We start from the raw sequence: 23704 nt of genomic DNA, 5'->3' as shown, positions 1-23704 counted from the left end.
CGAAACCAAGGGCCGCGGGGTTCCCGCCCCTGGCCCTTGCGCGGCTACCGCGGGACGGCGAGTACCACGACGCCGCCCCCGCGCACCTCCAGCCGTGCTCCGCCGGCTGGAGGCCCTCCCGCTGCAGCGCCCTCGCTCGCGCCTGCTTGCAGCGCGAGCACGTGCTCGCCGCCGAACCGGACCTCCCACGGTCCGAGGGCGGGCAGCTCCAGCGACAACGCGCCGGGGGTCGCGTTGTAGAGCACGTACAGGTGGCGATCCGGGTCGCCACCGGCGTGGTCGCGCAGCGTGTACGCCACGGCGTGCGGCGGCGCTGCCTCAAAGCGCAAATGCGCGCGGATCTCGTCCGCCGTCCGCAGGCGGAACGCGGGATGCGCTTGGCGCAAGGCGATCAGGCTGCGCAGGTAGGACACGTCGTCCTGGTGCGCAGCGCAGCGTTCCCAATCGATCCAGTTGGTCTCGATCGGCGATTTATAGCTGTTCTCCACGCCGCCCTTCGTGCGCATAAATTCCTGGCCGGCGTGGAGGAACGGGATGCCTTGGCTCGTCAGCACGATCGCCGAGGCGAGCCGGTGCATGGCCCGGCGTTCGTCGTCCGAGGCGTCCGGCGTGGACAGCTCGATTTTATCCCATAAGGTATGATTATCATGGCATTCGACGAAGTTGACCGACTGGATCGGCTCTACGGCAAATTGCTTAAGCTCTGCCCCGTCATAGTCGATCCCCCCGGCCACGCCGCGCTTCACTCCGTCCTCGAACCCTTCTCCGGCGCTGATGAAGCCTTTGCGGTCATAGATGAAGATGTCCCCCTTCACCGCATCCCGCATCCCGTCGTTAAACATCCCGATACCCGGCAGCTTGCCGGCGTTCTCCTGGTTGGCCCGGCGCTCCTTGGGAAGTACCGTTTCCATCATCCAGCCTTCGCCGATCATTAGGATCGAAGGGTCGATCTCGTCCAGGCGGCGGCGGATTTCATTCATCGTCTCGATATCGATCAGGCCCAATAGGTCAAAGCGGAACCCGTCGATGTGGTACTCTCGCACCCAATGCAGGATCGACTCCACGATATATTTCGACATCATCGGCCGTTCCGATGCGCACTCGTTCCCGCAAAACGCCCCGTCCGATAACGTCCCGTCCGCTTTATACCGCAAGTAATACCCCGGCACCAGCTTGGTGAAATGAATCAAATACCCGTCGTACACGTGGTTGTACACCACATCCATAATCACCCGGAGCCCGCGGGCATGCAGTGTCTGAACGAGTTGTTTCAGCTCGGTAATGCGTTTGGCCGGATCATACGGATCTGTGGCATAGGAGCCTTCCGGCACATTATAATTCTGTGGATCGTATCCCCAGTTGTAATGGGGTTCATCCAACCGGCTCTCATCCACGCTCTCCCGGGAATAGTCAAACACCGGCAGCAGCTGCACATGCGTCACGCCTAACCCGGCGATATGATCCAGGCCCGTCGGGATCCCCTCCGGTCCCCGGGTTCCTTCCTCCGTCAGGCCCAGAAACTTACTCTTCTGGCGAATCCCGCTGTGCGGGTGAATCGAGAGATCGCGGAGATGCAGCTCATAAATGACCGCGTCTACCGGCGATGCTAGCGACGGCTTCACATCCTGCCCCCATCCTTGCGGATCGGTGCTCCGTAAATCGAGGATCGCGGCTTTCTCTCCGTTGACCCCCACCGCTTTTGCGTAAGGGTCCACCGCTTCATTCCACGACTGGCCCACCTTAACGCGATACGTATAAAATAACCCCCGGCAATCTTCCTCCACCGTAAGCGTCCATGTTCCCTTCACATCCCGCTGCATCGGCAGCTCATTGACCGCCGTACCATCCCAAGTGTCATACAGAACGACCTTCGCCTCGGAAGCGGTTGGCGCCCATAGGCGAAAGCGCGTGCGCTCCGGCGAATATCCCACCCCCAGATCATCTCCATCATAGACAAACCTCTCGTCAAACGCGGGATCGAACACAGAAATCCCGTCGGTGACCGTCAAATCTCCGTAATCGATGGTGCCATGGTATTCTTTTTGTACGGACAACGTCCTCACTCCAATCCCGTCAAATTCGGCAGCACATCCTCCGTATAGGCGCGAAGGATTTCGCCTACGCTCCAAGCCTGCGTAAAGCATCCTCGCCCGGTTAAGGCATGTTCCCCATCAAAAATCTCAGCAATACCGCCAATTCCGCCGTCATGCATATGATCCTCAAACACGAGGCACATGTCCTTCGCCGTAAGTACAGCTTCCCGGCTGTAGCCATTCACTTTGCAATAGGCAGTGATCAACCCGCCAAGCGGGAAAGCCCACGTCGTTCCCATATGATAAGCGCCGTCCCGGTCAATCAGCTTCCCGATGTAGCTTGGCTGAAAGCGGGGATCCCGGTTGGACAATGAACGAAGTCCGTAAGGCGTGTACAAGTGCTGATATACCGTACCCACCACCGCCTTCTCCTGCTCGGGAGGCAGCATTGCAAACGGCAGCGACACCGCCCAAATCTGATTCGGCCGAATGGAAGGGTCATCCTCCAAACCGCCGCCTTCTTGCGGCACATCCACCACATCGTACAGGCATTGATCCGCCTCGTTCCAGAAGCGGCGACAGAACGATTCCCGCACTTTCTGTGCTAATTCATCATATGGCAGCTTTTCCTCAAAACGTTCCGCCAGCTGTGCCATAATCCGCAGCGCGTTGTACCACAACGCATTGATCTCCACCGGTTTGCCGTGCCGCGGCGTGACCACCCATTCGCCAACCCGCACGTCCATCCACGTGACCTGATCCAGCCCGCCACCGGCATGAATCAAGCCGTCCTCATCCATCCCGATGGAGAAATCGGTGCCGCCCTGGTAAGCGGCGATGATTTCCTTCAATTTGGGGTAAATTTTGTCGCGAATGAACCTGTAATCATCTTCCCCACCGGTGTGTTTCAAATATTCGTAGACCGCGTGGATATACCACAATGACGCATCTACCGTGTTGTACAACGGCTCCTGTCCGTCGTCCGGGAACATATTCGGAATAAGTCCACCCCGCACATAATGGGCAAAAGATTCCAAAATCTCGCGGGCCTCCGCAAACCGTTTGGTGGCCAGCGCCACCCCCTGGAAGGCAATCATCGTATCCCGGCCCCAATCGGTGAACCAAGGGTAACCGGCCAGTACGGTTTTGAGTCCGGTGGACGCCCGATCCACGATAAAATGATCCGCTGCCTCCACCAACCGGTCGGCCAGCCGATCGCCATATCCCGCTGTTTGCACCAGTCGTTCCATCCGCTCGCGGTATTCGCGCACGATCGTGAAGCCGTCCTTGCCATCCGGCGTCAACGCCTCGGTGGAACACTTCAGGTAGATTCGTTTGCGTTCGTAAGGCTCCACGTTCACATGAATTTCGTAAGGCGTATAGTGATTATCGATGCCCAAAAAGCCGTTCCGGTTCTCAAACGGATAATAATGCCCTTCTTCAATCAAATAGTTTGGCGTCGCCATCGTAACCGGCAGCGTGGAACGATCCAGGAATTCCCCTTCCGAGGCTAGGAAGGATATCGTCACTCCCGGATCCCGCTCGGGAACCAGTTGCAGCAACCGGCCCTCCAGGCGTTTCTCAAACCGTAACTCCCCCTTCTCCGAGACGTCCCCCGGCGAGCGGTAATTGAACAGAGGAACCAGCTTTATCCTTGCGGGTTCTTTGCCTCCGGTGATGTCGTAACAAACCGCCACCGTATTGTGACCGTACTCCAGCGCAATCGTCTTCACGATCCGCACGTCTTCGACCTGGTAGTCGTATTCCGGCACAGTGTCTAGCTTGAAGCGGCGCAGGTAGCGTTGGCCGTTTTTTTGCCAGTTGATATATTGTTGAGAAGTCAGATCATAGCTGCGATCGCCGATATCCACCTGCTCCTGCGAGCGCGTAAATACCAGCATCCGGTTCACCGGCGCTTTCGCCGAAGCCACCAAGTAGCCATGGGACATGCGGTAACCGCCGCCCGGCACGGAATGGTTGGCATACCCACCGATACCGTTGCCGATCAACCACTCCCGCTCGTTCCCTTCCTCAATCGTCCGCCAGGTGTTGCGCCCCAGGACGTAGGCCCGGTTGTTCGATGGCGCTTTGCCGCAGGTATAACCTTCCTCGTTTCCTCCATTTGTAAACTTGGTATCCATAAGCCAAGCTCTCTCCTTCCGCAATCCCGAGAAGTGAACAACAACTCTGTTCAAACGAAAGTTGAAGTTGTCCCTCGTCCTCAAAGTAAACGTTTACTTTCCTATATGTGCTGGATTATATCACCGTTGGTAAGACTAGGTCAATCGTTTGCACAAAAGGAGGATTGCGCTTGCTCCCACTTGGTTTACTCGCTTATCTCCCTTTGTTTACCCCTTCACCGCTCCGGCCGTAATGCCGGCGATAAAGTAACGCTGCAACAATAGGAACAGCAAGATGATAGGGATTACAGCGATCAGTGAACCGGCGAACACGATACCCCATTGCGTCGTATATTGCCCTTGGAAATTGGCCAGGGCTATGGGAAGCGTCCTTTTCAGCGGATCATTGATAATGGTCAACGCCCAAGGGAACTCTTCCCACACTGTCAGCGCGTTAAAGATCGTAGCTGGTACAAATGCCGGTTTGGAGAGTGGCAAAATAATGGAAGCGAATAACGTCCACGCACCTCCCCCTTCCATCTCAACCGATTCGTCGATATCACGGGAAATGGAATCAAAAAAGCCTTTAAGCAAGAAGGTTGTATACGGAATGGCACCTGCAGCGTAGACCACGATAAGTCCCCACCGCGAATCGAATAGGCCCAGTTGGCGAATCAGGACAAACTGAGGGATCAGCAACGTCAAGCTTGGGATCACCAACCCCCCCATAATAATCGCAAAGCTTAGGCTTTTTCCCTTAAAATCAAACCGCGAGTAGGCAAAGGCCAACATGGACGACAGCAGAAAGATCAGCGCAAAGCTAGCCAAGGTTACCAGCAGGCTATTCAACAAATATAAAGCGAAATTCTGGCTTCCCCACGCCTCACGAAAGTTGGACCAGGTCATTTCCGAAGGCAAAAAACGAGGTGGAAACTCAAACAATAGCGTCATAGGTTTGAGCGCGGTTAACAGCATGTACACTAACGGGTAAATGGAAATCAGTCCGCCCGCGACAAGCAGGGCGTAGATGCAAAATGTTTTCAGCGAGCGCATATGGTTCGCCCCCTATTCCTGTTTGTTCAGACGGAACTGCACCGCCGTTAATCCGGCAATGATCACCGCAAACACATAGGATAACGCCGAGGCGTAACCCAGATCATATTCGGAGAACGCCTTCTGATACATTCTCGTCAACATCACTTCGGTCTGATGCATCGGTCCGCCATTGGTAACAAGATACACGGATGTAAACACGTTAAACGCACCGATAATTAACATCATTTGAATAAAAAACGTCGTATTTCGAATCGAGGGTAGCGTGATGTAACGGATCTGGTTCCACGCGTTGCATCCGTCCAGGGAAGCCGCCTCATATTGATCTTTGGGTACCCCTTGCAGCGCGGCCATGTAGATAACCATCGCCCAGCCGACCCCTTTCCAGATTCCCAGAGCTCCAATCACGATCAAGGCTTTCCCCGGTTCACTTAACCAACTGATCGTCTGATCCGTCAGATGAAGGATATCCGTAATGGCGTAATTCAAATAGCCTTGGTCGGCAAATACATATTTAAATATTAAAGAAGCTACAACCCACGACGTGATAACCGGTAAGAAATAAAGGACCCGAAACGTCTTGGTACCGGGGCGATTCTGATAAAGCGCATAGGCAACCAGAAACCCCAAAATCATTTGGCCGGGCACGGATATGATCCCGTAGATAAAAATATTTCGTATCGAAATCCAGAACACTTCATCCCCGAACACATGCTTATAATTATCCAATCCCACAAATTCAAGGTGATTGATGTTCGTGAGGCGAAAATCATAAAAGCTGTAGATCAAATTCCGGATCAACGGGTAGAGAATAAATAAGGCAAAAAATAAAAATCCGGGCAAAAAGAACAAGTATCCGGCCGCTCCGTTTTTTTTGCGCATGTCATGTTGACTCCTTCGTAAAAGGGAGCGCCTCCCGTGCGGAAAACGCTCTCCCGATAATGGACTACTCCTTCAACAAAGCATCGATGGCACTAACTGCCGCGTCCAGCTCCGTTTTTACATCCGCATCCGTCATGAAAATTTTACTCATCGCATCATTTATCACGCCGTCGATTTGCGGCCAAGCGCTTACCGGCGGACGAGCTTTCGCCGTCTTTAACTGTTCAAGAAACGGCGGATAATAATCGATCGCCTTGACATCGGCATTCTCCATCGACGCGAGGTTCACCGGAATTTGGCCGATTTTGCCCATCTCGATCTGAGCGGCCTCAGACACCATGAACTTCACAAATTTCCAGGATTCCTCCTGTTTATCTTTACTAAAGATCCCGATATCCTCTCCGCCCAGTACTTGAATGGATCCCGCCGATCCCGCCGGGAAAGAAGCCATTTCAACGTCAAAATCAGGGAATTGCGACTGGAATTGAGCGACCGCCCACGGTCCTTCCGCCATCATGGCATAGCTTCCGCTCGCATGACCTTCTGTGACCGCGACGTCACCCGGCTTAAATCCGGAAATCTGGCCGGCGTTGTAGGCATCCTTGAGTTTCGTCAAAATGTCTACCGAAGCCGGGCTGTTCAAATAACCTTCAGCCGTTGTGAAGTCCGGTGAGAGCACATCCCCACCGTTGCTCCAAATCCACGGCAAAACGTTCCAGCCCTGAAGGGCCGGTTCACCGAAGCCCCAGCTCTTTGCATACTTGCTCTTGATTTTGCCCAAAGCTTCAAAGAACTGCTCTGCCGTTGCCGGAGCTTGTTCTACACCGCTTTGCGACAGCATTTCCTTATTCCAGAACAATACCTTGGTATTCGTATTGAGAGGAAGTCCGTAATAGTGATCGCCTACCTTCGCTGTAGACAGCGGGCCTTCCAGCAAGCTTCCGGCAATCTCGTCAAAATCTTCGAATGCGTCAAGCTCCTGCAGCAATCCGCTCTTCTGGAACTCCGGTACCCAGATGATGTCTAGCCGGGCGACGTCCGGCAAATCGCCAGCGCTGCCGCTGATCTGCAGCTTCTTATGGAGGTCCTCCCAAGTAAAGGCAACCGGGTTGACCTTAACTCCAGGATTCTCCTGTTCAAATTTCGGAATCAACACCTCTTTCAGCGTCTTCTCTTCTGGAGATGCGGTACTGTAGTGATGCCAGAACGTTAAAGTGACATCCTTGCCTGGCTTCGCGCCCGAGCTTGTCTCGTTCGCCGTCCCTTGGTTCCCCTTGGAACCACAGCCGGCCAAGACCAGGGTTAGGGCAAGAATAATCGGCAATAGTTTGCTCCATTTATTTATCATAGGTTGATCTCCTTAATCCCGTTTTTGGAAAAGAATCGTCTCTCCGGGGCCGATGAATTCGGGCAAGTTCCCGGAATCCTGCTGTGAATGATTCATTGAATATGAGCCAATTAAGTCAAACCGCTTCATCACGGAGTTCAAATCTTGCCGGTCAGGCGAAAAATTAATCAGCAGCACCGCTTCCTCGGTTTCGGTGTAGCGTCGAATGACGTAACATTCCGAGTCTTCCCGGTATCTAAGCTCCGTGTTGCCGTGATGCAGTACCGGAGCGGTTGTTTTACGCTGAATCCAAGTTTGGAACTCTCTTAACAACGGCGGTTCTGATGAGACGAGCTCCCAAGGCAGGCTCCCGCGGCATCCCGGGTCATTCTCCCCGGTCATTCCCAGTTCGTCCCCGTAATAGACGGTAGGATTCCCCGGCAAGAAGAATTGAAGGGCCAGCAACTGCTGTAATTTGCTTTCATCCTTCCCGCAGCGCGTCAAGATACGTTCCGTATCATGGCTTCCCAGCAGGTTAAACATTTGATCAAGTTCAGTCAGGGAATAACGGTGAAGGAAGCTCACCAATCTGGAGTGGAACTCCGCTAGCGGGATCGAACGATCCAGGCAATAATCGAACAGGATCGTTCGCAGCTCATAGTTCATCACGCTGTCCACGCCGCCAGACGCCATCAGGCGCTTGGCATCATCCCAGATTTCTGCAATAATGATAGCGTTAGGATTTAATTTCTTGACACAGGATTTCAGCTCCCGCAAGAAGCTGATTTCCACCTCATCTGCGACATCGATTCTCCAGCCGTCGATGCCCGTCTCCTTCTGCCAAAAGGAAACGATATCGTATACGTACTGCTGAACTTCGGGATTCGATGTCCGCAGCTTAGGCATCCACTGATAATAACCTACGGAGTCGTAACCATCTTCACTTCGGTGAATCGGATACCGGTTAATATAGAACCAGTCTTTATAATCCGAAGCTTCTCCTTTTTGAACAACGTCTTGGAAATACGGATGATAGAACCCGCAATGATTGATCACCAGGTCGAGAATGACTTTGATATCGCGTTCGTGGCATTTTTGGACAAGCTCTTGCAAGTCTTGTACCGTCCCGAATTGCGGATCGATCTGCAAGTAATCCACGGTGTCGTATTTATGGTTCGACGTAGCCGCAAATATCGGATTTAAGTACAACGCATTGATGCCAAGTCCGCTCAGGTAATCCAATTGCTTGATGATTCCTTGAAGATCACCTCCCATATAATTGTCCCGCGTTGGAACGCTTCCCCAAGGTTCCACCGACTCCGGATCATTCCCGGGATCTCCATTGCAGAAGCGTTCAGGAAAGATTTGATACCATACGCGGTTCCCAATCCAATCCGGAGAGTTCACCCTATCACGATCTCCCGCATAGGCATACGAATAGCTGCCTTTGGCTCCCTCCGTCTTACGCAATCCCTCGGCACCCAGCCAGTAGGATTCCCCCTTTGCATCAAACTCGAATTTATATTGAAGGTATCGAATGCGAGACTCCATACCCGTCAATATCGTGCGATAGAACTTAAATCCCTCCGATTCCGCCCATAGCGTCATCGCTTGCTTCCGAATACCATACTCCGGCTTATATTTGTTCCAATAGTTTAGCGTGACTTGATTCGCATCGGCAGGAAGCTTTAAGCGAACTTCTAGTTCATTCAGAGAAATTAGGGTAGCATCTACTACCGGGTCGTGATACAGATATTGGGTCATCAATTTATTACCTCTTATGTTTAGTTTGTTCGATCATTTCCCGATTTGCGTCTGAATCGAGATAAATGGCGGTACTTCCGATTCCTTATTCATCCGCGAAAACAGCATTTGCGCCGCTTGCTTCCCCATCATTTCCAGATCGATCTCCACGAAATGCACCGGGTATTTCAAGTATTTAGACATCGGAAAGCTGTCAAATGTAGCTAAAGCCAACTCGGCCAAGAGGGGGTTACCGTTCTCCCAGTCCAAGATTTCGAAAAGCTGTTCATGCGTACAGCAAATCAGAGCATCGGGCCGTTGCGCTTCAGAACCGGATCGTGGGGAGTCGTAAAGCTTCTTCAGGACATCGGCGTGCTCGATCACTTGAGGTTCCAAATGGTGATGACGCATCGCTTCCTGGTAGCCGTTCAGTCGATCACCCAGGAACTTGTCCCGCTGGGCGGCTGACCCGCCGGCATAAATCATGATGTTGCGGCAGTCTAAATCGATCAGGTGCTCCGTGAGAAATCGACCGGCCTGAACGTTATCGATATCCACCCAAGGTGCGTCCGCCTGCGTCAACGTATTTTCACCGGACACGACAAACGGCATCTCATGTTTGGTTAGCAGTTCATAATTCCGTTCATTAAGCAGCGTATTGGGGATAATGACACCGTCAACCCGGTGCTCAACTACCACCCGCTCAAATGTTGATCTACCGGTCTTCCCGTCATGATCGCTCATCATCAGAAACATGTGGTCATGATTGTATACGACCTCTTCAATTCCTTGCAGAACTTTGTAAAAGTACGGGTTGGCATAAGCCTGTTTATTGGTGTAATCAAAGCAAAAGCCGACCGTAAACGTCTTGTTTGTCGCCAATCCACGCGCAATGGAGTTGGGGACGTAGTTATACTGCTTCATGATGTCTTCGACCTTCTTCCGAGTTTTCTCGGAAATGTTCCGATTCCCGTTGATCACGCGGGAAACAGTCGCTTTGTTTACACCTGCCAAAATGGCAATTTCCTGAATAGTTATCTTTGACAAGATTGATCTCTCCTTAATCTGCAACCGGTTGCATAACCCATTATACAAAACGCTTTCATTCTTGGCAAGCTTGGTTTTTTTCTATCGCAAGAGAAAAAAAACGCCCAGGAATGAACTCCATCCTGAGCGGTTCTTCATAAACTGTGGCCTACGAAAATTACGCAGCCTTCCCCCCGATATACTCCAGATCTTCCAACATCAGCTCAGCAAAACTTTCCTTGATGGTTAATCCGCTCTGGATGCTGATGGTCAGCTTCAACGCCTTGAGTTTGATGTCTCGCTCCAGCGGGTTTTTGGCCTTTTGCAGCGAGGTGATCTGGGCTTGTAAGCTGGTTGCCGTACCCTTGGTCAGAAAATAGCCGTGAGCTTGGCCCAAATCCACCAGCTCATCCAAGTGCGCAATGTCGATTGTCACCTGGAATGTAAATTCTACTGACGCGGTATGTCCCGCCGCATCCGTTGCCTGGATCTTCAGCTTGTGCGTACCAACCGGCAGCGAGAACGGAACGATATCCGCAACCCCCATAATGGTACGGCCGTCCAGCCGGTAAGCCGTAGATTTGGGTCCGCTGACCGCGTCATTTACGGCAATCGTGAAAGGAACACTCGAGGCAACCTGAAGTACTTGGGGCTCCCCGGTGAACGTCACCTCTGGCGCGAGGCGATCCACATTGATATACAGAGTCTGGGTCTCTTCCTCGTTACCTGCCTGATCAACGGAGCGATATTCGATCGTATATTTCCCGTCGGCCGACAACACCAGCGGTTCGGTATAGCGAACCCACTCCCCACCATTCGTCCGGTACTCGGTCCGGTCCAGACCGCTGCCGCCTTCATCCTCCGCGTAAAAAGCCACCGTCACTTCCGTCTGATTGTAAACATCCATTCCCTCAACACCGGTGACATCGCGCTCCGTCACCGGAGCTGCTAGATCCGCTTCGGTTGGGCTTGGCACGACATCAGCCAAGGCCAGCGGCTTCAACTGGTAGGTCCCTCGGTATACCGAAGCGATCCCGCTGATATCCACGCGTGTACCTGCCGGATACAACGCCAAGAAAGAATCCATTGTCACCCCGGTTCGGCCATCAAACCGAACCCGGGTCAAACTGCCGTCTTCACGGACGGCGTTAAATTCAAAAGAACCTGCCGGGGTGGCGGCAACAACGTCCTCCACGGCCACATTGGTTAGCGTGATCAGTTGACCTTGGTTGGCCTCCGTCACCGCCTCCTGGACCTGCGGCTGCGGTAACAGATCCGTCCCCCGCTTCTCGATTAGAACCGGATTCTCCAGCTCGACTTCTCCGTTGTACAACGTGCGGGTTGCACTGATGCGGATAAGGTCCCCGGCATGATAATCCGCCGCCGTTTGGAAGACGTAAATGCCGGCCGTCTCATCCTGCAAGTAGAAGCCTTGACCCCCAAACACACCCGGTTCGGAAGTAATCACTCCCTGAACCGTGACGACCGTCCCTTCCGCTGCCTCACGCGCTGCGGCAATCGTGCTCAGCTCCGGCACCGGCGGATGATCTCCCGGCAACGGCTCGGCATCCACATTTGCGATCTCAATCCGCTTCGTGATCTCATTGGCGCTGCCTTGCTTCAAACGCAAGTTAGCGCTTGTAGCCGTTACCCCCGGTTTCAGTTGCACAGTCAAGTCCTTGGACGCATGCCCTTGGGTATCGCCCGTCAACGAAAACGCCGGGCTGTAATTGTAATCCGACCAGCTGCCGTCCGCATTCTGGAACCGGGCGATCTGTTCGCCGCCGGCCAGGTAGATGCCCACCCGTAAATCGGGCTCCGTCTGTCCCGGGGTCAAGCCGTCCGCGGTCACGCGGATTTGAAATTCCTGCTGGCTGGGCAACTGCGCTTGATGAACAAAGGCAAACGTCGGCTCCGTTTCCGGCGCTTGCGATGAGCCGTACGAACCCGGCTTAAAGGTAGCCGGATCATACCATTTATACCCGGCGGCCGGCTGCGACCACGGCTCGGGCTGCGGCTCCGTTGTTGCCGCTGGCTCTTCATCCGCACCCAGCGCGGTTGGCACATCCAGCGCTAGCCCCGGCACCTGGTCAAAGGAGGTGTAGCTCTCGTCATACGCCAGCCATTTCACCGTTTGTACAAGGAACAAGCCGTCGTCCACTTCCTTAAAGCCGTCATAGGTCGTTTTCTTCTGGCCGTTTTCTTCCCGTACATACTTTGGAGTGGCGTCTTCTACCGGCGAGGAATCGCCGATAAATGCTGCTTTGCCTAGGCCCAGCTTGGCGATAGCCGCATAGGGTCCTTCCGCCCGACCGCCGCCATCGTAGACGCCTTCATCAACCGCATTGCCCCAGGCCGGAACGCCGGTCGGTACATAAACAAGCCCTTTGGCTTTGTTCGGATCCAGAATCGCCACGGTTGATCCCGCATGCATGGCGACGGCATCTACGTCCGCCGTAATGCCAAAGGACTGCGACGGGCTGACGATATCTGTTGCATTGACGTCACCCAAGGCGTTATAACGGAAGCGAACCCCAAAGTTGTCGGCTAACCAGTCGGAGCTGTTTAATCCTTGCATCGCCGGAGCATTTGCCTCTTCGGCTGTCATGCCTTTGGCCGGATTTTCGTAAGCTCCGCGGCGGTACCCGTTAAACACCTCCGAGGCGTCCCAGCGGTTCTTGTTACGGTCGGCATTATAATGGTCGGAGATGAAAAATACGGCGCCGCCATTTTCCACATACTGCACCAAGGCCTCTTGCTCGGCGACCTTAAACGGAACATTGGCCTCGGGGATTACGAAAACGTCATAAGGCTCCAACGCCCCGTAGGTGATTGCCGTTTCCCCAAACGTATACGGTATCGGACGATCCAGCGAGTCTACCGTAAAGCCGGCGGCCCGCAGCCCCGCAGCAAAGTCGGAAAATCCGCCATCAATGACCCAGTCTGCCGCGCCGGCGGTTTGACCGTGGGCGTTGTCAAACAGCACCTTTTTGCCGGTGCCATCCGGAAGCTGCGGGATATCTCCCGGATCTGGATCTTGACCCGGGTCCTCACCGGGATCCTCACCAGGCTCTTCCCCCGGATCTTCGCCAGGGTCCCCCGGCTGGTCTTGCGATAAAGAAATCGCGGTTACGCTTTTTAATCCGGTAAAATTGTTGTACGCCGCAAGCGATCCCGATACGATCACCGACTTCCCGATCAAGTCCGGATTGCTTTGCAAGCCAAACTCGGCTCTGAAGCCGGAAGGGACTTGCACGTCGATCAGCTTGGCTTTATCCTGTTCCCCGACCGTATCGGCAATCAGAAAGTTAAAATCATTGCCGAAAGGTGCCTCGAAGTCCGCGGTCAGCGATCCCGTCGCATGGCCCACTATAATGCCGACCACTTCTACGGCTTCACCGCTGTTCCCTTTGGCGATCGCTTCAGCGACGCTAAGCGAAGCATTCGCGATGTGCAGCGAGGCCTCTCCACCGTTTGGTGCTGCTTCGAGCTGTGTTTCCGCTCCAGCCTGCTGTGGTCCACCCGCCTCCAGCACGACCGTCGGATCGGCAGGCTGCGCTGCCGCCTGCGGTGTCCATCCCGGCAGACCAGTTACGGCCAATGCCCCGGCTAATAAGAGACCTAGCCATTTGTTGCGCCAAGCGTTCGCGTTGCCCTTACCCATAAATCATCGATTCCTCCCCATGCGCTTTATTTTATTGGACTTACCTCCTCATCATATTTATTAGAGAATTGCAGATTATTTCCTTCAGGTTAAAATAATGTAAAAATCGCATTGTCCCGTCCTTTCAACCAAGTTGTAAAATCTACAACATTTCACCTCCTCGCCCCACAAAGCGCAAAAAAAACGGGTACCGCCCCATCCTTCAAGGGCTGTACCCGTATTTGCATGTGTTCCTATACCACTCCTGCTTTCTCGATCATCCCGCGAGCGATCCATACGCCGGCCGCTCCTGCCTGAGCTAAACCGCGGGTGATCCCCGCGCCGTCGCCGCCGCAGAACAAACCGTGGATTTCCGTTTCCAGCGATTCGCTTAACTTCGGCCGGGCCGAGTAGAACTTTGCTTCCACGCCGTAAAACAACGTATGCTCGGAAGCGATACCCGGCGTGACCTTATCGAGGGCCTCGACCATTTCGATCAGGCTTTTCATCGTATTGTACGGAAGCACAAGGCCAAGGTCGCCCGGCACCGCTTCCTTCAGCGTTGGCTCCAGGAAGCCTTCGGAGATGCGAGCCGCCGTGGAGCGGCGTCCGCGTAGAATATCGCCGTATTTTTGCACGATAACCCCGCCGTTTGACAGATCATTCGCCCGTTGGCAAATCTCCCGCGCGTATTCGTTGGGTTTATCAAACGGTTCGGTGAAGCGGTGCGAAACGAGTAATGCAAAGTTCGTATTGTGCGATCCCAGCGCCGGATCCTTGTAGGAATGGCCGTTGGCCGCCATGACGCCGCTGTGGTTTTCGACCACGACATGTCCGGATGGGTTGCTGCAGAATGTACGAACCCGCGTGCCCACCGACGTATTATAGATAAACTTCCCTTCATACAGATGTTCGTTGATCTCCCGCATCACGACGTCGGAGGTTTCGACGCGAACCCCCACGTCCACCTGATTGTTCGTCATCTTCAACCGGCGCTTCTTGAGAATATCGGTCAGCCAAGCCGAACCGTCCCGGCCCGGAGCAACCATCACCAGACCGGCTTCGTAAGTTTCGCCATTTTTCAGCGTGATGCCGCGTACCTGGTGGCTTCCGTCGATTTTCTCCGTGATCAAGTCCTCAACTTCCGCCTTGAACAGCATATCCACACGGGTATTCAAGTACTCATATATCGATTTCAGGATCTCCAGATTCTGCTCCGTCCCCAGATGCCGTACCTGCGCCCGCAGCAGCTTTAGTCCCGCCGCGTATCCGCGTTGTTCGATCTCCCGCACGGCATCGGTCAACGGATCGGTGACCACAGTCGTAGCCCCATGCTCCAAGTTAATCGCATCGACGTACTGAATCAGGTCTAGTACCTTGGAAGGCGCGATATAATCGCTTAGCCAGCCGCCAAATTCCGTCGTGATATTAAATTTCCCATCGCTGTAGGCTCCCGCCCCGCCAAATCCCGCAGTGATCGAGCAGGCCGGCAGGCATCCGGCAAATTCCTTGCGCCCCGCCGCAGGTGGACAAAGCGTAATCTTCTCCTCCAAAATCGGACAACGGCGGCGATAGATATCATGCCCCTTGTCCACCAGAAGCACCTTCCAATGCGGCGCTTTGCGAGTTAGCTCATAACAAGCGAAAATCCCGGCGGGTCCCGCCCCTACTACAATGACATCATATTTGCTCATCTGTATCCTCCTGAGATGATATGAATTCGCGCAATTACAAAAAAATTCCCGACCCCTCATAGGTATGCGAAAGCACCCTATTCGTAGTCAGGAATTTATGGTTCCTTGTAGAGACCCTCAATCCATATTACTGAGGATATACGAACTTGATAGTTTGATATAATCTGCGTTTTTGCAACAACCTGAGTATAAGTGGAATAACCGGATACGTCAAGCATAAATTCTAATTAATATTCGTGTTTAGCTGAGTTAGAAAACGATATCGTTTAGCTATTTTAACACCAATATTACAAATCACGAACATTAGCATTGAAAAGTTAGGTCATATGGCTCATCTGAAATTCGCGTTTATCCGGGGTTGTATTATATAATAGAGAGTGTTTAACGTCTTTATATTAAAAAATCAAGGAGTAGATGCATCGAATGGACAGTGACAGGTATTTGGTTTTAAATTTGGTGATGGTCGTGATTCTTATCGCGTTAACGGCGTTTTTCGTCGCGGTAGAGTTTGCGATCGTCCGGGTCCGGGGCAGCCGGGTCGACCAGTTGATTGCGGAAGGACGGAAAGGAGCCGTCGCCGTGAAGCAGGTCACCTCCAACCTGGACGGATTCTTATCGGCTTGCCAGCTCGGAATTACGATCACCGCGCTGGGGCTTGGATGGCTTGGAGAACCGACGGTAGAGCGCATGCTGCATCCGCTGTTCCACAGCCTGGAGATACCCGATGCGGTCGGCAGCGCGCTATCTTTTATTATCGCGTTCGTCGTCATCACGTATCTTCACGTCGTTGTGGGCGAGTTGGCCCCCAAGACGGTGGCCATCCGCAAATCCGAGGAGATTGCCATCCTTACGGCCAAACCTTTGATCTTATTTACGAAGATCATGCGCCCTTTCATCTGGACTTTGAACGGCTCGGCAAACCAACTGGTGCGCCTGCTCGGCGTCAAGCCGGCTTCCGAGCATGAAGAAGCGCATTCGGAGGAAGAGCTGCAAATCATCATCAACGAAAGCTTCGAAAGCGGCAAAATCAATCAAAGCGAATTCGGGTACGTTAACCGGATTTTTGCCTTCGATAATTTGCTTGCCAAAGAAATCATGGTACCGCGCACCGACATGGTGTGTTTATATACGGACAAGACGCGGCAGGAGAACCTGGAGATTATCCGGGAGCAGCAGTACACTCGTTTCCCGGTCGTCGAAGGCAGCAAGGATAATGTCATCGGCATCGTGAACACGAAGCAGTTTTTTCTGGCCTACGAAGGTAATCCGAATTTGGACGTCGCCGCTTTGCTGCAGCCGGTGATGGCCGTTTCGGAGGTCACTCCGGTGAATGAGCTGCTCAAGAAAATGCAGCAGGAAGGCACGCATTTGGCCATTTTGATCGACGAGTACGGAGGTACGGCCGGCTTGGTCACGCTGGAGGACATTCTCGAGGAACTCGTCGGAGAAATCCGCGACGAATTCGATAAGGAAGAGGAAGATCCGATCGTCCAACTGGACGAAGCGCGTGTGATCGCTCTCGGCACGGTGACGGTCAATCAGATCAACGACGTGCTGCTGACAGACCTCAGTACGGAGGAAGTCGATACGATCGGCGGCTGGCTCTACGGCATGAACCCGTCCATGGACGTCGGGGACACGCTGGAGCACGAGGATTTGACCTTTAAGCTGCTGGAGAAGGAGCCTCACCGCTTCAAGAAACTCGAAATCGTCAAGCACGGCTCTTAAGTCGAACAAAAAGCGCGAGCGCAGAGGAGATCTCTGCGGACTCGCGCTTTTTGCGTTGGGACATGAATAGTTAGAGCCGAATGATATTTTTATGATCCGTGGACTTCATGATATCGCGAATGTTTACGGTCCCCGTTACATTTTGGTCAACCCCGTTTACCTTGTACACGATTTCGATATCAACTGAATCAGAGGATCCAACTTTTACGCCTTGGAATAAATTCCGGGTGCTATAGTTCATTCTTCCTTGAAAGGAATCGGGTAACGTGAAGGGATCGTCCGCCTGGCTTAAGGATAAAATGGCTTGGCCGTTAATCGATATTGCGTAGGCAACCCCTGAAAAGTGTTTATTGTCCCCCACGACTTCCAAATGATGGTCTGCTAGATAGAGAGAGTTCGGATAAGTCACAAATTCAATGTCATTTATCCTTAGATCCTTTGTTTCGATTGCGAAGTTATAGACTTTCGGCTCTTGTCGATATTGAAGCTGATTGTAAAAAAGCACGATTATCGTCCCAATCAACACGAGGCCAATGGATGTTTATACGATGTTTTTTCTAGTCATGCTGCCTCTCCTTTTAATCTGGGTTATATGTGGCTCCATGAAAACCCGATTGCGGCTTACCGCGTCAGTCGCCGCCGCAGCTCCGCGACTTCCTCGTCCCGGGGCGTCTCATCGCCGTACCGCACCCCATAATATAACCGAAGCAACGGATCGGCGGCGGATTCCAGCTCCTCCCGGGCCGCTTCCCCCGCTCGCCCGGAAACGCCGACGCCGACCGATCGCTTTCGCTTCCCGGGTCTAGCCGCTGGGGCGGCTTCGTCCTGCCGAACGGTTTCCCGCTTTAGTTCCTCTACCGTCTCCCGCGGGGTCAGATGGAGCTTGATCGGAACCCCCCGCTCGCGTTCTTTCCGCAAAAATAACCGGTACAGATAGCGGACCCGTTCCCGGTTATCCCTCATCTCCTCCCAACGTTCGGGCGGCTTCCCGGCACGAAGCAGGCGGGCGCCGACCTTGCGCCAACCTTGCAGCGCCGACTCCCAGGTCCATAAGCTCGTCTCCTCGTCGCGGTAAGCGGCTTGCTCCGGTGCGCCGCTTTCCCGGCGCAGCAGAGACAGCAGGCGGTCGATTGCTTTGCGCCAAATCCCGCCGGCGTTGCGGTACAGCCAATACAGCACGAAACCCAGCAGCGCGGCCATGAGCAAACCGCCTATGGCATAAAATGCATAGTTCAAGATCCGTGCCAGCAGGTCGGGTTCGTGGGATTCCACGGGCAGCATCGGCTCCAGCGGCGGAATTCCCGCTTCAGGCTCTTCTAACGGCGGAGGCGCGGGCTCCTGCGGGCGGGTTAACCAGCGCACGACCGCTTTAAGCATTCCCCACAGCAGGCCGCCGATCCAGCGGCCGGCGCCGGCGGCAAGCAGCAGGGCTGCCGCGATGATGACGCCGACGAACAGTCGGTTATGGCGGCGGATTCCGGAGGGCAGCCGCTCGCCCGAATCGCCGGACAGCGAGCTGTAGCGCAAGTACTGGTGGTTGGTCACGAACAGCGCGGCGGCCAAGCAGAACACGCCGGCCCAGGTGATCAACGGGACGGTTCCTTGAAGCGCCCCGATCCGTGGATAAAAAATCCCCGCAAGGAAATAAAGGCCAAGGCCGGCCCAATACAGCCGAAAGCTGCCCTGGCGCTTCCGGACCGTCATGCCCTGCAGCGAGCAGAACACGCCTGCGGCCAGTAAGGCGGCCGTTTGCAGCAGCGCCGCAGCGGCGGCCTGCGCGGACGCCGAACTGGCCGACGGCGCATTGCCGAAGCTAAGCGCTCCCAAGCCCCCGGCCCAGGCGATGGCGGTCGCGGCAAAAACCGCGCCGAGCGCGAGGGCCACCGCCCCGCGCTGCCACAGCTTGCGAAGGCGGGCGCCGAGCAGGACGCCGGCCAGCGACAGCAGCGGCAGCAAAGCAAGCCCCGCTGCCGGGAATTCCGGCGGTCGAAGGAACACCGCGAACAAAATCCAAGCCGGCAGCAGCAGCATGTATTCCATTAAGCAAGTGAGCCAAAATCGCAGTACCTGCACAGGGTAAGCGGCTTCATTTTTCCCGTCGTGTGGATTCATGTCAGTGCGGCCTTCCGTCCCGGCGCGTCCGCTATTCCGATCTTCGTATTCGCCCCTGTCGTTCATCCCGCAATCCCTCCCGAAATCCTTGGGAGCGTATCTTCCATCCTACCGTCCGATCGGAAGATGTCCTGCTTCCCTAGCTATTAGTTTCATCATACCACAGAGCAGGGTGCTGCGGGCGTCGTTGTCTCAGGCCGATCACGGCGCGCCCCCTCGAGAATCGCGCAACAAAGAACCCCGCTCCTCACCCAAGAGAACGGGGCATCATCGATTCGGCAGTTCAAAGTAGCCGCAAAAATCTAAATGACCGACGTTTCGCTGTAGCCGGTTCGCTCGACGAGCAACGGATTTTTCCGCGCTTCCGTTTCGAACTCCATCATCTCCAAAAGCCCGTCATAAAGCGAATAGCGCGGTTCCCACCAAAGGGCGTCCCGGGCCTTCCCGTTATCCAGCACGCTCTGTTCGATATCCCCCGCCCGGGCGGGCCGAAAATACGGCTGCACATTGCGGCCGGACATCTCCTTCAGCATCCGGAGCGCCTCCAGGAGCGAAACGCCGCGCCCGCTGCCGACATTCAAGATTTGACTGCCCGCCCCTCGCAGCGCCAGCACGTTCGCCTCGGCGACATCTTTTACGTAAACGAAATCCCGCGTCTGCCGACCGTCCCCGTACACCTCCAGGGGAAGTCCCGCCATCAACCGCTCCACGAACGCCGTCAGCACCCCGTCTTCGCCGGTGCGCCGTTCCCGAACCCCGTATACATTGGCGTACCGCAGGATGGAATAACTGAGCCCGTAACGGTCGCTGAACGATTGGATATACATCTCCGAAACCCGCTTGGAAACGCCGTAAAAAGACAATGGCTCCGTCCCGTGCGACTCCTTGATCGGCAGATCGTCCGGATTCCCGTACACCGCGGCCGATGACGCGAATACGATTCGCCGCACCCCGAAGCGGACGCATTGCTGCAGCAGTTGGATCGTTCCCAGGATATTCGTCTCGGCGTCGGCCGACGGGTTTTGCAATGAGCGGCGCACGCTCGTTTGAGCGGCCAGGTGAATGACGGCATCCGGGCGTTCCTTGGCAAAAATAAGCTCCAAATCCTCCGAAACGATATCGACCGCATAAAAAGAGACCGACTCGTCCGTTTTCCACGGGTTTCCGGCCTGGCCGATATCGACCACGACCACCTGCTCCCCCTCTTCCAGCAGCCGTTTGACCGTGTGGCGGCCGATAAACCCCGCTCCTCCCGTGACTAGCACCTTCATTTTCTCGACTCCCCTATTCCCTAAAAATACCGGCGTTTGCTCCGTTTCAACCACCATATGTAAATCTAGTCCGAAATAGACTAGAAAAGTGTTGGAATTTCGTCCTATCCGCACGCATTCGCGCACCGAACAGTTGGAAGCGCAGGTTGCCGCATTCTGCGCATAGAATATCAATTCCGCTAATATACTGCTATGAATCCCTTAAGCAAAATCCATGCCTATTTTCGCTAGAGACGGAGTGGAACGGATGAAATTGAAAATACGCAAAAAAGTGGCGATACCGGCGGTTCTTCTGCTCCTCGTAGCCGGCGGACTGCTGACAGCCTATTTGAAATACGAGCCGTCCCGGCATTTTCGGAGCGCCGATCTCCCGGTACTGGCTACGCCGGAGCCGACAGACGAAGCCGGCAAAGCGACGGAACGTTCCGGGCAAGCCGACGGCAAAAGCACCGGAACCGCCGGGGAAGCCGCGGCGGCGGAGCCCGCGCGGAAGGAGGAGATCCGCGGAGCCCGTGGCAGCTTTAACCTGCTGCTGCTTGCCACCGATGCCCGGGCAACCGAAGCCTCACGCACCGACGTACTGATGTTGGCCCACGTCAATCCGGGGCAGGGGGAGGTAAATCTGGTATCCATCCCCCGCGACACTCGGGTCCACCTTCCCGGCATCGGTTTGACCAAAATCAACCATGCGCACGCGATGGCGGAAGCGGGCGGCAAAGGCGGCCACGCCGGTACTCTTGCCGCGATCCAAGCGGTAAGCAATTTATGCCGCTGCTCCATCAATTATTACGTCAAAACCGACTTTGACGGGTTCGAGCATTTCGTCGATACGATCGGCGGCGTGGATGTCGAGCTGGATACCCCCGTCAAGCTGACCTACAATCATCGGACCCTGCCCGCCGGTGAGCAGCATTGGAACGGCGAAACGGCCCTCGATTTCGTGCGAGAGCGCAAATCGCTGGAGGACGGCGACAATGCCCGGCAGCGAAACCAGGCGCTGGTCGTTCAGGCGATCGCCCGCAAGCTGCTCGTTCCGGACAACCTGACCCGACTTCCCGAACTGATCAGGCAAGTGAAAGAGGACATTTTGGATACCAATCTGACCGATGCCGACATGCTTAGCCTGGCCTGGCTGGTTCGGGGCGTCGATCCCGAGGAGATGTATTTTGTGCAGTTTCCGGGAAGCACCGGCAAAGCCCACGATCCGCTGGTCGACGCCGAGCTATATTATTGGATTCCGAATATGAAGGCCTGGGACGATCTGTCCCGTCAAATCCTGGGGGATGCGCCCGATGAATAAATCGCGCTTGCCTCGTCCGATCGGCCGGTTGCGCCCGGGAGGAGGCGGTCCTCGTCGGCTTCAGCTCCGGGTGCTGCTCTTCGTCCTGGCGGTTTTGGTCTTAAGCTGGGGCCTACTGCTGCGATGGGGACCCTCCTTCCCCTTCCCCGGGCCCGCCTTCAACGTGAGGGAGGCCGGCGCCAAAGGGGACGGCATCACGGACGATACCGGCGTTTTTCTGCGCGTGCTGCGGCAAGCGGCCGCCACCGGACACGGCACGACCGTCATCGTGCCCCCCGGTACGTACCTGCTCGCCCTGGACGAGCCGCTGCCGCTTCGAAGCGGCGTAACTCTACGCGGCCTGGGCCGGCCCGTCCTGAAGTTCCGTGCGATCTCCGGAGCCCGTTACGGGTTTGAGGCCGTCGCGGTACAGGGGCGGCGGATCCGCATCGACGGCGTCGTCATCGACGGCGGCGCACGGTTAACCCGCGGCATCGGCATCCATAGCGGCTCGTCGGACGTGACCGTCGTGGGCAGCACGGTCCAAGATTTGAGCCAGCCGGACGAGCCGAAGCACCCGCTGCATACCACCGTCGTCGCCGGCATCATGATTTACGGCGACACCGTCGATATCCAGATCCTCGGCTGCACGATCACCGGGATCGCCGCGCGCGAAGCTGCGCCGGTCGCGCGGGGCATTATGGCCTGGAGCGAACCCGGACGAACGATCGCCCGCCGGGTCAACATCGCGGGCAACCTGATCTCGCATATCTCCCCGCGGGAAGATGCGGACGGTATTTACTTCGATCAGCCGCCGGATCCCTCGCCGTTATCGGATTCCGTCATCTCAGGCAACGTAATCCATCACGCCGCCAAACGCGGCATCAAAATCTCCGCTCCCGGCATCGTCGTGAAGAACAACCGGATCCTCAACTCCTATGCCGGAAATAACCGCTATCTTGTTGCGCCCAAGGACCCGCTGCCGCAGGATATGTACGCCGCCATTTCCGTATACGCCGGCGATGTGACCGTGTCCGGCAACATCATCGGCGGAACCGGCAGCTATTATGCCGCCATTGAGGCGGACGTCGGCTCAGCGGGCAGCGGCTCAGCAAGCGGTAGCTCAGCCGGCATCGTCGTCATCGAGCGCAACGACATCGAAAACGGCCTCGCTTCTCCTTTCCCCGGTACGAGCGGGATCCGCCTCGGCCGGATCGGCGGCTTCCGGATCACCGGAAACGCAATCGGCGGCGCCGAAACCCCTATCCGTTTGTCGGAGGAAGCCCGGGCGGCGCTTGTGAGCGGCGCAGGAACGCTGACGGACAATACGGCCAAGTAACGGAGCGGTTGGTTTCCGGCTAGGCGCCGGTACAAGTCCGTCCCGGGAGATCGGTGGGGATTATCTGCTGCTTCCGATATTCCGGCATAATCAGGATCAGCGGTAACTAGATGCCTGGAGCAGGCCTTTGTCGTCCCAGAATGTTGTATTTACTACAACATTTCACCCGGGTTTAGGGGCAAAATCATGGAAATGTTGTAAAACGTACAACATTTTTCGGTCATGACGCCTACTTGGGCAAAAAATGTTGTACATAATACAACATTTCTCCCGGGGAGGCGTCAAAACAAAAAAAATGTTGCATTTAGTACAACATTTGGGGGCCATTTCACCGAGGGTGTTATAAATTGTTGTACTTTATGCAACATTTCGGCCGGCAGTCTCCGGAGCCGAAAGAATGGTTGTACGAAATACAACATTTTCTTGGCTAGCCGCAGTCCGGAATGGGCGGCCG

General features: G+C 55.1%; 14 protein-coding genes and 1 riboswitch. Of the genes, 3 read left to right on the top strand and 11 right to left on the bottom strand.

Annotated elements, in window-relative coordinates; all coding sequences use genetic code 11:
• Positions 1–44 precede the first annotated feature (44 nt).
• The 9 genes from pulA to ACZF99_RS02725 form a co-directional block, all read right to left on the bottom strand.
• Positions 45–2054, bottom strand: coding sequence for a type I pullulanase (gene pulA, locus ACZF99_RS02765; protein WP_483608885.1), 2010 nt, complete (start codon positions 2052–2054; stop codon positions 45–47).
• A gap of 5 nt (positions 2055–2059) precedes the next feature.
• A complete protein-coding gene (locus tag ACZF99_RS02760; protein WP_483608883.1) occupies positions 2060–4174 on the bottom strand; it encodes an amylo-alpha-1,6-glucosidase in 2115 nt (704 codons plus the stop codon).
• Positions 4175–4381: 207 nt separating this feature from the next.
• Positions 4382–5206: a carbohydrate ABC transporter permease gene (locus ACZF99_RS02755; RefSeq protein ID WP_483608881.1), complete on the bottom strand. Its 825-nt coding sequence runs from the start codon at positions 5204–5206 to the stop codon at positions 4382–4384.
• Between the two features lie 12 nt (positions 5207–5218).
• Positions 5219–6088 (bottom strand): carbohydrate ABC transporter permease, encoded by an 870-nt coding sequence (locus ACZF99_RS02750; RefSeq protein WP_059042234.1) that lies wholly within the window; start codon positions 6086–6088, stop codon positions 5219–5221.
• 64 nt (positions 6089–6152) lie between these two features.
• Entirely contained in the window at positions 6153–7436 is a 1284-nt protein-coding gene (locus ACZF99_RS02745) for an extracellular solute-binding protein (protein WP_059042232.1), read from the bottom strand.
• Between the two features lie 12 nt (positions 7437–7448).
• On the bottom strand, positions 7449–9179 hold the full coding sequence (locus ACZF99_RS02740; RefSeq protein WP_059042230.1) for a glycoside hydrolase family 13 protein: 1731 nt from the start codon (positions 9177–9179) through the stop codon (positions 7449–7451).
• 33 nt (positions 9180–9212) lie between these two features.
• Positions 9213–10205, bottom strand: a complete 993-nt coding sequence (locus tag ACZF99_RS02735) for a LacI family DNA-binding transcriptional regulator (protein ID WP_483608878.1) — start codon at positions 10203–10205, stop codon at positions 9213–9215.
• 157 nt (positions 10206–10362) lie between these two features.
• Positions 10363–13848, bottom strand: coding sequence for a DUF6359 domain-containing protein (locus ACZF99_RS02730; RefSeq protein ID WP_483608875.1), 3486 nt, complete (start codon positions 13846–13848; stop codon positions 10363–10365).
• 233 nt (positions 13849–14081) lie between these two features.
• Positions 14082–15521 carry an NAD(P)/FAD-dependent oxidoreductase gene (locus ACZF99_RS02725; RefSeq protein ID WP_483608873.1) on the bottom strand — a complete coding sequence of 480 codons (1440 nt, stop codon included), beginning with the start codon at positions 15519–15521 and terminating at the stop codon, positions 14082–14084.
• A gap of 64 nt (positions 15522–15585) precedes the next feature.
• A riboswitch (purine riboswitch) is annotated at positions 15586–15685 on the bottom strand.
• A gap of 259 nt (positions 15686–15944) precedes the next feature.
• Here ACZF99_RS02725 and ACZF99_RS02720 point away from each other — a divergent pair.
• Positions 15945–17249 (top strand): hemolysin family protein, encoded by a 1305-nt coding sequence (locus tag ACZF99_RS02720; protein ID WP_483608871.1) that lies wholly within the window; start codon positions 15945–15947, stop codon positions 17247–17249.
• Between the two features lie 621 nt (positions 17250–17870).
• Here ACZF99_RS02720 and ACZF99_RS02715 read toward each other — a convergent pair.
• Together ACZF99_RS02715 and ACZF99_RS02710 are read right to left on the bottom strand one after the other, a co-directional pair.
• A complete protein-coding gene (locus ACZF99_RS02715) occupies positions 17871–19427 on the bottom strand; it encodes a hypothetical protein (protein WP_483608869.1) in 1557 nt (518 codons plus the stop codon).
• Between the two features lie 236 nt (positions 19428–19663).
• Entirely contained in the window at positions 19664–20632 is a 969-nt protein-coding gene (locus ACZF99_RS02710; protein ID WP_483608867.1) for an NAD-dependent epimerase/dehydratase family protein, read from the bottom strand.
• Between the two features lie 247 nt (positions 20633–20879).
• On the opposite strand from ACZF99_RS02710, the gene ACZF99_RS02705 reads away from it, so the two are divergent.
• Positions 20880–21932: an LCP family protein gene (locus ACZF99_RS02705; RefSeq protein ID WP_483608865.1), complete on the top strand. Its 1053-nt coding sequence runs from the start codon at positions 20880–20882 to the stop codon at positions 21930–21932.
• A complete protein-coding gene (locus ACZF99_RS02700) occupies positions 21925–23250 on the top strand; it encodes a glycosyl hydrolase family 28-related protein (protein ID WP_483608863.1) in 1326 nt (441 codons plus the stop codon). Before ACZF99_RS02705 ends, ACZF99_RS02700 begins: the two co-directional genes overlap by 8 nt.
• The last annotated feature ends 454 nt before the right edge of the window (positions 23251–23704 follow it).

It is taken from the genome of Paenibacillus sp. JL3B1040, assembly GCF_057063165.1.
This window is presented reverse-complemented; position numbering and strand designations above follow the sequence as displayed.

Excerpts from the sequence above, each read along its gene's own strand:
- ACZF99_RS02760 (WP_483608883.1), bottom strand. The coding sequence starts at position 4,174 with ATGGATACCAAGTTTACAAATGGAGGAAACGAGGAAGGTTATACCTGC.
- ACZF99_RS02755 (WP_483608881.1), bottom strand. The coding sequence starts at position 5,206 with ATGCGCTCGCTGAAAACATTTTGCATCTACGCCCTGCTTGTCGCGGGC.
- ACZF99_RS02750 (WP_059042234.1), bottom strand. The coding sequence starts at position 6,088 with ATGCGCAAAAAAAACGGAGCGGCCGGATACTTGTTCTTTTTGCCCGGA.
- ACZF99_RS02745 (WP_059042232.1), bottom strand. The coding sequence starts at position 7,436 with ATGATAAATAAATGGAGCAAACTATTGCCGATTATTCTTGCCCTAACC.
- ACZF99_RS02740 (WP_059042230.1), bottom strand. The coding sequence starts at position 9,179 with ATGACCCAATATCTGTATCACGACCCGGTAGTAGATGCTACCCTAATT.
- ACZF99_RS02730 (WP_483608875.1), bottom strand. The coding sequence starts at position 13,848 with ATGGGTAAGGGCAACGCGAACGCTTGGCGCAACAAATGGCTAGGTCTC.
- ACZF99_RS02725 (WP_483608873.1), bottom strand. The coding sequence starts at position 15,521 with ATGAGCAAATATGATGTCATTGTAGTAGGGGCGGGACCCGCCGGGATT.
- ACZF99_RS02720 (WP_483608871.1), top strand. The coding sequence starts at position 15,945 with ATGGACAGTGACAGGTATTTGGTTTTAAATTTGGTGATGGTCGTGATT.
- ACZF99_RS02715 (WP_483608869.1), bottom strand. The coding sequence starts at position 19,427 with ATGAACGACAGGGGCGAATACGAAGATCGGAATAGCGGACGCGCCGGG.
- ACZF99_RS02710 (WP_483608867.1), bottom strand. The coding sequence starts at position 20,632 with ATGAAGGTGCTAGTCACGGGAGGAGCGGGGTTTATCGGCCGCCACACG.
- ACZF99_RS02705 (WP_483608865.1), top strand. The coding sequence starts at position 20,880 with ATGAAATTGAAAATACGCAAAAAAGTGGCGATACCGGCGGTTCTTCTG.
- ACZF99_RS02700 (WP_483608863.1), top strand. The coding sequence starts at position 21,925 with ATGAATAAATCGCGCTTGCCTCGTCCGATCGGCCGGTTGCGCCCGGGA.